This window comes from Gilliamella sp. Occ3-1 (genome assembly GCF_001690655.1).
In the GTDB taxonomy this organism is placed as follows: domain Bacteria; phylum Pseudomonadota; class Gammaproteobacteria; order Enterobacterales; family Orbaceae; genus Gilliamella; species Gilliamella apicola_P.
On sequence record NZ_LZHQ01000019.1, the window covers coordinates 37,008 to 44,058 of the forward strand.

The 7,051-nt window shown below is 34.7% G+C and carries 6 protein-coding genes and 1 pseudogene; 2 read left to right on the top strand and 5 right to left on the bottom strand.

The window, feature by feature from the left end:
- Nucleotides 1-244: 244 nt before the first annotated feature.
- Complete coding sequence (locus tag A9G43_RS05705; RefSeq protein WP_065607369.1) at nucleotides 245-1,432, top strand: pyridoxal phosphate-dependent aminotransferase; 1,188 nt, start codon at nucleotides 245-247, stop codon at nucleotides 1,430-1,432.
- Nucleotides 1,433-1,571: 139 nt separating this feature from the next.
- On the opposite strand, the gene A9G43_RS05710 is transcribed toward A9G43_RS05705, so the two are convergent.
- The 4 genes from A9G43_RS05710 to zapB all read right to left on the bottom strand — a co-directional run bounded on the left by A9G43_RS05710 (nucleotide 1,572) and on the right by zapB (nucleotide 5,044).
- Nucleotides 1,572-2,105: a C40 family peptidase gene (locus tag A9G43_RS05710; RefSeq protein ID WP_081298043.1), complete on the bottom strand. Its 534-nt coding sequence runs from the start codon at nucleotides 2,103-2,105 to the stop codon at nucleotides 1,572-1,574.
- Nucleotides 2,053-3,411, bottom strand: coding sequence for a DUF3482 domain-containing protein (locus A9G43_RS05715; RefSeq protein ID WP_065607371.1), 1,359 nt, complete (start codon nucleotides 3,409-3,411; stop codon nucleotides 2,053-2,055). Before A9G43_RS05715 ends, A9G43_RS05710 begins: the two co-directional genes overlap by 53 nt.
- A gap of 1 nt (nucleotide 3,412) precedes the next feature.
- A complete protein-coding gene (locus tag A9G43_RS05720) occupies nucleotides 3,413-4,720 on the bottom strand; it encodes a DUF2868 domain-containing protein (protein ID WP_065607372.1) in 1,308 nt (435 codons plus the stop codon).
- Nucleotides 4,721-4,798: 78 nt separating this feature from the next.
- A complete protein-coding gene (gene zapB / locus A9G43_RS05725; RefSeq protein ID WP_065607374.1) occupies nucleotides 4,799-5,044 on the bottom strand; it encodes a cell division protein ZapB in 246 nt (81 codons plus the stop codon).
- Between the two features lie 100 nt (nucleotides 5,045-5,144).
- Between zapB and tpiA the strand changes: the two genes are divergently transcribed.
- Nucleotides 5,145-5,909, top strand: coding sequence for a triose-phosphate isomerase (gene tpiA / locus A9G43_RS05730; protein ID WP_065607376.1), 765 nt, complete (start codon nucleotides 5,145-5,147; stop codon nucleotides 5,907-5,909).
- A gap of 45 nt (nucleotides 5,910-5,954) precedes the next feature.
- On the opposite strand, the pseudogene A9G43_RS11245 reads toward tpiA, so the two are convergent.
- Nucleotides 5,955-7,051: pseudogene (locus tag A9G43_RS11245) on the bottom strand (transposase); the annotation flags it as partial.

Here is a 7,051-nt window from a genome sequence, read left to right on the forward strand (position 1 = left end):
TAGCTATACAAGGTAATTACAGGGCTGTTATTAATAACAGCCCTGTAATTACCGCTTTTGAGCAATAAAGCACCAGAATTGTGCATATTCAGATCACAATAGCTCACATAACAATCAAATGTCACTAACTTTATGTTATTGAGTACTATATAAATCAATTATCTAATGATCATTAAAAACTTGGTATTATTTTTGCATGGTTAATAATTGACCATATAAAGATTAATTAAGGGAGAGGTGAATCATGATATCCAATTTAAATGTCAGTAGAAGAAAATTAATCACATTTTCCAGTGCAGCAATTGCAGGGCTATCTATTAATCAATTATTATCTAAAGCTCATGCAATAGAATCGCAGAACTCGGTTTCATTCTCTCTACCTATGCTTGAAAATGTAGCAATACCAGATGCTAACAATCCAGTAAGGCTCAACTTTAACGAAAATGCGCTTGGTATGTCACCACGAGCAAAACAAGCTGCAATTGACGCTGTACCAAAAGCTAATCGCTATGCCAAAGCCGAAATACCATTGCTTAACAAACGATTAGCTAAACATCATAAAGTCGATGATACTCAAATTTTATTAACTGCAGGATCTTCAGAAGGCATTCGTAGTGCTATTGCTGCATTTGTTAAGCCAAATACTCAATTAGTCATTCCAGAGCTTACTTATGGTGATGGAGAACATTTTGCACAGATCTTTAATTTAAAAATTACTAAAGTACCCAGTTTGCCAGATTGGCAGATCGATATAAAAGGCATACAAAAAGCTGCTGAAGATTATAATGGTTTTTCAATTGTTTATTTGGTTAATCCAAACAATCCTACTTCGACAGTTTTTGCAACAAGTGAAATTGAATCTTGGATAAAAAGTAAGCCTAAAAATGCTATTTTTATTGTTGACGAAGCCTATGCTGAATTTGTTAATGATCCTGCATTTGAATCAGTTGATAAATTAATTACACAAGGTTGTGACAATGTTATATTGCTTAAAACATTCTCAAAAATCCATGCTATGGCAGGATTACGAGTGGGTTATGTGGTCAGTTCAATTGAAAACGTTAAGAATATAGCCCAATATGTTGCTGGTGAAAAACTTAATTATTGTGGGGTTTGCGCAGCTCTCGCATCAATAGATGATCAACCATTTTTAACATACTCTAAAAAAGCGGTTGATGTTTCAAGGCAAATTATGGAAAAAGCATTGTCTGACTTAGGATTGCATTATTTAAAATCTCAAACTAATTTTATGTTTCACAAAAGTCCAATTGATTTAAAAGATTATCGAGAACTAATGAAAAATAATTTTGTATTAATTGGTAGAGATTTCGCACCAGCAACAAATTGGTGTCGAATATCGCTAGGTTCGCCGAGTGAGATGCTTTATGTGGCAAAGGCGATGCGTGAATTAAAAGAAAAAGGAAAAATTTAGCAATCACTACTTCTGTTGTAAATAACATGTTATAAATAAAAATAAAATTCTTCAAATTAGCTAATATTTAAAGAATTTTATTTTTATTATGATTCATGAAATTAACTTATTCATTAAAATAAAAGTGAAAAGGAATAATCTAGCTACCCATAACACGGCGCGTCATCCAATAATGTTTCTTCCAATAATTTTCATTTAAATTTGAATAAGTTACACCTTTTGACGTTGAAGCATGTAAAAATTTACCGTCAGCATAATAAATACCAACATGTAGACCACTACGGCTGCGACCTGTTTTAAAGAATACTAAGTCGCCTGCTTTAGGGGTGTTTACCTTAATACCTAATCTAGCTTGCTCAGCAGCACTTCTTGGAAAGTTTTTCGAAAGTTTATTCTTAAAAAAGTTCATCACAAAACCAGAACAATCACTACCCGCTAAAGTCGTACCACCATAACGGTATGGCGTGTTTTGCCATTTTTTATAGTGAGATTCTATTTTAGATAACATAATAGGATCTGATTTAATAATTTTAGTAGAAACTTGACCTTGGCTAGTACTACAACCAAACAATATAAAAATAGAAAAGACCAATATTGTTATAAAAAAACTTTTTTTTAAACTAATGCAGTTGTTGAGCAACGTTCCTAATAGTCGATTGCCTTTTTTTGTCATTTCTTTTTGTTCCTTTATTTAACGTCGACCAATGCGAATAACGTCTTGCTAGCTTTAAGCTTTTAGGCAACACACCTTTTTCCCATTCGGTTTTATCTATTTTAAATAACCTAACAGGGCTAGTGTCCGCATGGCTACGATGATTTAAACTTTCTTTAAGGCGAATTAATCGCAAAGAAAGAAAACAAATAATAACATCATCAACACTTAATTTTCTATATCCAGAAAGCTGATACCGTATTCTCGAACCATAATGTTTTGCAGTTTGCATTAAACTACCAACTGCTGCACCAATTAACACAGCTGAACCTAGTGAGATTCCACCAGTCGCTAAATCGATACTCGCTCCAATTGTCGCACCCTGAACAAAGCCTTTAGTCAAATGAACACCCATCATTTTTAGAGCATCCACATTAAAAAGGTCAGCATTATAGCGCCCCTTTATTAAAGGCAAACTTTCTTCACTCTCTTGAGTTGAATCAAATTGATACAATTTTAATAATTCATTGATCGCTGTTTGTTCCCGCTTTCTAACTTTGTTTTGCATATCAGTTATTGCTTGATTATCTTCTGATTTAGCCATTTCATAAAATGCTGTAACATCGACAAGCGTTTCGGCAATAATCCGATTAGCGGTTTGATTACGAGAATCACGAATTTGTGCGATTTTATCTAGCCAGTTATCTAATATCTCTTTAGCAGGCTCAACTAGTAAAGCAAGGCTATGGTACAAGCGCTCCTCACCATCCAACGGAGGGAATATAGCGTCGAAACGGAGAATAGCATGAATTCCAATGCGTGACAGCAATCTTTTCCATTCTTTTTCATTTTGATTGCTATCAGCAATAAAGTTTAAAACGGCTAATATGGGTTTATCGCTATTAGTTAAAACAGCTAATTCATCGTGATATTTTGCCAATACAGGTTCTCGAACATCTATCACATAAATGGCAGCATCACTGTTTAACAGTTGTCTTATAACTTTAGCCTCTTGATCAAATAAATTTTCGGACTCAGGGCTTTGTAAAAAAAGTAATAATTTATCTACTCCATCAAGTTTTGCATTAGTAGGAACAAGTTGGTTAATATAATCATAAAGCGCTAAACTGTCTTCTAATCCAGGAGTGTCATAAAAGATTATCGATTTATTATGCTCAAGTGGCAATGTTATTGATTCAACATGTCTTGTGGTACCAGGGCTATCAGACACATGACCAAAATGACTGTTACGAATTAAAGTACGTAACAAAGATGTTTTGCCAACATTGGCATGACCAACCACTGATAATTTTAACTTTGATAACATTTTAGAGATCCTCGCTTAACCAATCAGGTTGAGCTAGCTTCAAAGATAGCGATTGCCAATTATGATACTGTTTACCTTGATTGATAAACCAAATACGAGTTTGTTGAGATTTATTAATCAGTTGATTGATAAAATTCAGTACTCCCCTATCAGGTGTTCTATCGGTATCAATAGCAATTAACAACTTTTTTGCCGGCGTTAATTGAAGGTAATCTAGAGTCTTACTGCGCTGTTCACGAGTATTCAAAAAACCTAAAAATGAAACAGTTTTAGGATAATGCCAACTTTCTTGCACATCGATGGCAACCAAAAAATTACCTTCACCAGCTTCAATTGAATGTGTTAAAAAATGCCATTGGTGACTGCTACTGCTTAATTTATCAGCATCCTCAATATTAACAAATAATGGCTGCAACTGATTAGCTAATATTTGATAATCAGGATGAGAGATATTTAGCTGAATTCGACGACTACTGATAAGCCAATTAACACCACAAAACACCATACATAAAAACCGCAGTATTAATCCATAAACAATAAATACACCTAGCAGCCAAATAGCCCACGATGATCGAATTTCACCAGCACTTAACGCATGTTCGCTTAGCTTTATAACTTCGTCCTTTGGAATTTCAAAGCCAAGTAATGACGGTAAATAGCCTAAATAATGAGTTAAACCAATAATCGTATCAGAACTGAGCAAAGTGGTTTGCCATTCAAAACTATAATGCTTAGTTGAAAATAGCACAACTAAAATTAATAATGCACAACTTAAAATCACAGTCCAAAACAGGTTAAGTACAAACCCAATAAGCCAACGAATGCGCGAGCCAAACAGTTCAACAAATGCAGGGATCAGTTGTTGCACTGTTTTTTTTTGAGAAAGCTTTTTAGCCAACCATAACCAACAATGAATCAACAAACTGCCACCAAAATTGGAAAAGAGGAAAAACGAACCCAGCCAAATAGTTAGTGTAATTAAATGAACACCTAATAAACTAAAAAGTGCCCAATATAAATTGATAGGATTTTGACTTAACACTCCCAATGCTAAAGAAACACCTAAAAAAACTGATAATAACAGCAATAATACAAAAGAGATCTTTACCGATCGCAACAATATTTTTTGCGCCAAATCTAACCCATTTTGTTTAGATAACCTGATAGCTCGCATCACAATTCGATCTGGAAGTGATAGGTGCTCGGTTCTTACTTGTCGATTGATGTCTTGATCAGCAGAACGTCCATACTCTTTTTCAATTAAATGTATGGTTTCGGTCAACCAGAGTGATCTTAGCTTTTGTCGCATTAAACTTAATCTTCACCATTAAAACAAATAAAGTATAAAAGAAACGCGACATAAGTCGCGTTTATAAAGTAAAATAAATTATTGTGTTATTTCACCAATTTTACTTAATAAATTTTGAATACGTTGTTGCCATACTTGTTGATCTTGTTTTAGTTTTTCGTTTTCGTCTCGTAATACTTTCATTTCATCTGAAGTATCATTAATTAATTGTTCCAACTCTTGATTACCTTTCTTTAAGGTTGCAATCTCTTGTTGTAACGTATTGATAGTATTGATAGTGTGTTGGATTCGACTTTCTAATTGATTTAGTATTTCTAATGACATATTTTTCCTCAAGCTAAAATTATTTGGTGTATAATGCTAATCATTATACCGAATTCATTCTAAAATCAACACCTTTTTAAATCTTAAGTTGGAGAAAATTATGCGAAAACCTCTTGTTATGGGTAATTGGAAATTAAATGGTAGTTTGGATATGGCTAAAAACTTAGTCGTAGGAATAAAAGATGAGCTATCAAACGACACTGCATGTGATATTGCAATTGCGCCACCTGTTATATACCTTGATTTTGTAAAACACCAATTAGGTAAATCTAATATTATTTTAGGAGCACAAGATGTAGGTATTAATTTATCCGGTGCTTTTACTGGTGAAGTATCAGTAAATATGTTAAAAGAAATTGGCGTGACTCATATTATTATTGGACATTCTGAACGCCGCACTTATCATAAAGAATCCGATGAATTTATTGCTAAAAAATTTGGTGTAATTAAAGAGGCTGGTCTCGTGCCTGTATTATGTATTGGTGAAACCGAAGCAGAAAATGAAGCCGGTCAAACACAATCTGTTTGTGCACAGCAAATTGATGCAGTAATAAAAATGCTCGGTGTTCAAGCTTTTAATGGCTCAGTTATTGCTTATGAACCAGTTTGGGCTATTGGAACTGGTAAATCAGCAACTCCTGAGCAAGCTCAAGCTGTTCATAAATTTATTCGTGACCATATTGCTAAACAAGATGTAAAAGTAGCACAACAATTGATCATTCAATATGGTGGCTCAGTTAACGAGAAAAATGCGGCAGATCTATTTACTCAACCCGATATTGATGGCGCATTAGTTGGTGGTGCATCGTTAAAAGCTGATGCTTTTGCAGCAATTGTTAAAGCGGCTGAACAGACAAGAAAATAATTCACAAAGATAGATAATAAAAAATATAAGACGCTTATTAGCGTCTCAGATTGATGACAAACCTCGATATAATTCGGGGTTTATTTTTTTATTTAAACCATAAATAGGATTTTTAATTTGGATTTTATTAAATAAATTAAAAAATAGCTTAAAAAAATGTAACAAAAATAGCTTTATCGCTATTTTCTTGATATTTTGAGTCGTTGCGGCCAATAAACACTGCATTTGAACCTGCGCTCTATGGTCTCTTTTCGTCGAGCATAGACTTTTTTTCCCACTGACTTAAACAAGTCTCGTTGGCTTTCTCTTTATCTGCTTCCCAGATATAGCGTGTGATGACTTTCTGTGTATTTTTACTCTGTGTACACTGTGACAATAACGGACAGACTTTGCAGGTTGTTGCATCAGAATGATAATGACGATAACCCAACACCGGATATATCTGCTCTGCCTGAAGTAAATGGCAAATGGGAGCCGTAAAATAACCCGCATCAAGACCGACACCAACCGGATTAAAGCCAAACCGCTCTAACTGGCGTTTTAATCGAGCCATGTAAGGCTGGGAATCATGAATATTTCCAGCTGTGACATAGGTATCGGTAATTAAATTATGTTTGCCATCAACCGTTCGGTGATCTACGTAGAAAAATCCTTTAGGCTTGCCTTCCCAATGCATAAAGCCACTGTCCAGATCTGTTGTACTGACTTTAATCTCCTTGTATTTCTCTACCGTCGATGGCTTTAAAGCTTTTTTCCGTTTAATTCTCTTTCTGCGTTGATGGCTTGATTAAGTGCATCAATATAATGACTGGGATCAACAATACGTTGCTCATTACGTGCCTTGCCTTTATTGGCATTTGCTTTTAGGTAAGTACTGTCCGTATATAAAACCCGACCACCTATCAACCCTTTGGCAATGGCCTGCTCAACAATATTATCAAAAATCTGTTGATAAATTTCACTGTCATTAAACCGACGGCGACGATTTTAGCTGAGTGTTGAGGCGTCAATCACTTTTTCGGTTAATCCCATTCCCAGAAACCAGCGGTAAGCTAAATTGACCTGAATTTCCTGAATCAGACGACGTTCACTGGGGATACCGAAAAGATACCCCAATAACATGATTTTAAACAGTCTGACCG